The sequence below is a fragment of the Finegoldia sp. genome, assembly GCF_046991905.1.
Lineage (GTDB): Bacteria > Bacillota > Clostridia > Tissierellales > Peptoniphilaceae > Finegoldia.
Genome location: NZ_JBKWZF010000111.1, coordinates 1 through 3,061, shown reverse-complemented (window position 1 = coordinate 3,061; position 3,061 = coordinate 1). Strand labels below are relative to the sequence as shown.

Annotated in this window: 3 protein-coding genes and 1 pseudogene; all 4 read left to right on the top strand. The window is 35.3% G+C overall.

Going from position 1 to position 3,061, the window contains the following annotated elements:
* The first annotated feature begins 53 nt into the window (after positions 1-53).
* Positions 54-737 carry a hypothetical protein gene (locus ACLUJM_RS13320; RefSeq protein WP_412413035.1) on the top strand — a complete coding sequence of 228 codons (684 nt, stop codon included), beginning with the start codon at positions 54-56 and terminating at the stop codon, positions 735-737.
* Between the two features lie 9 nt (positions 738-746).
* On the top strand, positions 747-1,127 hold the full coding sequence (locus tag ACLUJM_RS13315; protein WP_296154513.1) for a hypothetical protein: 381 nt from the start codon (positions 747-749) through the stop codon (positions 1,125-1,127).
* A 764-nt stretch (positions 1,128-1,891) separates the two neighbouring features.
* Positions 1,892-2,266, top strand: a complete 375-nt coding sequence (locus ACLUJM_RS13310) for a TnpV protein (RefSeq protein WP_412413034.1) — start codon at positions 1,892-1,894, stop codon at positions 2,264-2,266.
* A 35-nt stretch (positions 2,267-2,301) separates the two neighbouring features.
* Positions 2,302-3,061: pseudogene (locus ACLUJM_RS13305) on the top strand (hypothetical protein); the annotation flags it as partial.

Sequence of the window (3,061 nt, the reverse complement as noted above, 5' to 3'; positions counted from 1 at the left end):
TCATAAAGTAGTGTTTGATTTTGAAAAGAAGAAACAATAAAGGAGCATATATAATGACCGAAAATAAAGATAAAAAGAAAATAACGCAAGACGGATATGTAGCAGGGGATATTAAAATAGAGGCAGCAGTCTCTAAGAAGGGAAACCCCTTTTCTGTTGCGAACTTTTCAATCGTCTTTAACAATGAAGGTGAAAAGCAAGAATATCGTCCTGTAAGTGCTTATGGAGAAAACATAGATAAGGTCATGGCTCTTAAAAAGGGAGATCTCATACGACTTAAAGGGACAGAGCAAGAGTACACTAAAAAATCAGGGGAGAAAGCTATTTCCATTAGTTTATTAGACTGTGAAATACTAAAAGCCGTTAAAAGACAAAAGATGGTGTCTTTAAAAGGCAATCTCAAGAACGATATTGAATTAATTGATATAACAACAAATGAAAGCGAGAAAGTAAAAGTAGCCAATTTTTCCATTGTCTACAAAAATGAAAATGGAGAAAAAGCCTATCAAGCTGTAAGTGCATATGGGAAAAATGCGTCAAAGGTTGCAGATTTAAAAAAAGGCGACTTTATTCATGTTCAGGGTACTGAAAAGCATTATAAGAATAAAGAAGGAAAAGATCGAACTTCAATTCATTTATATAGCTATAAAATGTTGAAGGCTAAAGAAGACAGAGAAAAAGACAAAGAAGCTAGTCGAGCAGATAAGAAATCAAAAAACAATGAAAGAGAAATTTAGGAGGATATTATGAACCATTGTATTTTTTCAGGGAAAATTGTAACAAAAGAAGATATGGAGCAATTTACAGGAAAAGATGGAAGAACATTTGATTCTATTAATTTCCAGTTAGAAGTCGATAACCAGAAGGAAAAGATGTTAGTACCTTGCCGGTATATTTCTTCTGCCGATACTGATAATAGTTTAATGGCAACGCTAGAAAGCCTTGAAGAAGGACAAGATGTGATCCTTTTCGGCAAACTCAACATTCGCTCTATTAAATTTGGATTAACGACGATAACTGAACCGTCTATCTATGTACGCTCGATCGAAATTTTGAAAAGCAAGTACAATGTTGTAGATGAAGATGATAATTATATGATTATAGATAAACTTGAAACACCATTTTAAGATCTATAAATGACCAAATAAGAAAGGGGTAGCAAAAAAATTTGTTACCTCTTTTTTTATTTATCATTGACATATATTCCATGGAATAGTAATGTGGAGGTAGAAGATGAACGCTAATAGACACGATGAAATTTACGATAATATTTATAATACGATAGGGGGGCTGCTCGAGGCTGAAGAATGGAAAGAGTTTATGCAGTCTGCTGCCTATAATTACAAGTATGACTTCATGAGGCAGGTTGCTATATACAGTCAAAGACCTGATGCTAAAGCTTGCGCTCCCTATGATTTCTGGACACGAGTGGGACGTTACGTTAAACGTGGCAGCACAGGAATAGCCGTTCCGGATGAAACCACACGGAAGTTAAACTATTTATTTGATATCTCCGATACAGGAACCAAGGTAAATTACAATGACCAAGTTTTTGTATGGCAAATAAGTAGGGAGGCGTTTAATGAGAAATATGGGGCCAATTGGTATCAGGCTCTCAACGATGAGATAAAACAAACAATAATATCACGAAATATAACTAATGAACTATCAGATAATCAGAAAGATATACTATTTAATACTGTTCTTTATCAAACACTCTACCGTATGGGTGTATCTCGGGAGCAGTTGAATGAATTAGATTTTTCTAATTTAGAAAGCCTGTCGTTTAGTGAGTTTTTAGTTGTTACCAGACTTGCAAATGAACAAACAAAAGAAAGTATTAATCAACTACGCTACGAATTTAAGGATTATATAGAAAGAGAGGCTCAAAATGACAGTCAGAATCATGAACAACAAACAGTATCAAAAGATCAACGGATATTGGATTCCGGAGACAAAAATCAAGAACGAACAAAGACCGATCAGGAAATACGGACACATGAGATGGAAGTATCTCAGAGAGAGCGAGAAACTTTCGGACATGGAACTGTTGAGCGAACTCGAGATAACCGGACAACTAATGAACTATCTGGCGGATATAGAAGAGGAAGCGGAGAAAATCAAGGAATCCCGCTCGAAAATGATGGAAGAACGGAAGATCGATTCCAATCTTCAGAAGAGCAACTATCAAGCCTATCTACAAGGGGTTCTACAAATCGAGATGGAACTGGAAGAAATCATTCTGAACACTCTAATTTACGTATAGAAGATATAACTCAAGAAATATCCAATAGATTCGTTATGTTTCCACCTGAGGAAGCAACACAAAAAGAAGTCATTCAGCAAGATATGGCTTCTTTTTTAAATGAGCAAAATAATAAGACTGCTTTGGATATGGACATGGACAACGATGGTGTTATTGACCGATACGACTCTGATTTTCGAGATTCCACAGTACAGAGTATTGGACAGCTCGATGAAAGAGAAGAGGATCGAAGCAGGCAAGATCAAAACGAAGATTATGAACTAGGTTATTTCAGTCTGGGAAATGGATATGTAGTTTCAGATCAAAATATAAACGATAGAGAAACAAATGATTACTTGCGACTAGCTCATATAAATACTGATCGAACGATCACTTTTTATAATGAGACATTAAACAGCCATTATTCTCCAGATATAGTGGATAAGATTATAGGCGAGGTTTGCTTGCAAGCGATGATCTTAGACGGGAACATCTCTTTAACTCAGAATCAAAAAGTTTTAAACGAACTGTCTCCGTTACTCAAAAGGGAAGAGTTATCTAATGGAGAGATAGAAAACTTAAAGACTCTGCTCACAAAAATAGATTTTAACAGTTACATCGAAGCAGAAAAACTTAATCCTCAAGTTTTATCAACTGAGGAAAGAGTAAGAGAGATTAGTCAATTAGCGATCGGTGTAAACAAAAATAAGGTAAAAGATCAAGTAGAACAGTCATTACCCGAATCCAATGCTTTAAATCAACAATTGAAATTTAACTTTCCGCCCACTCCTGTCACTCAGGAAGTTATAGATACTA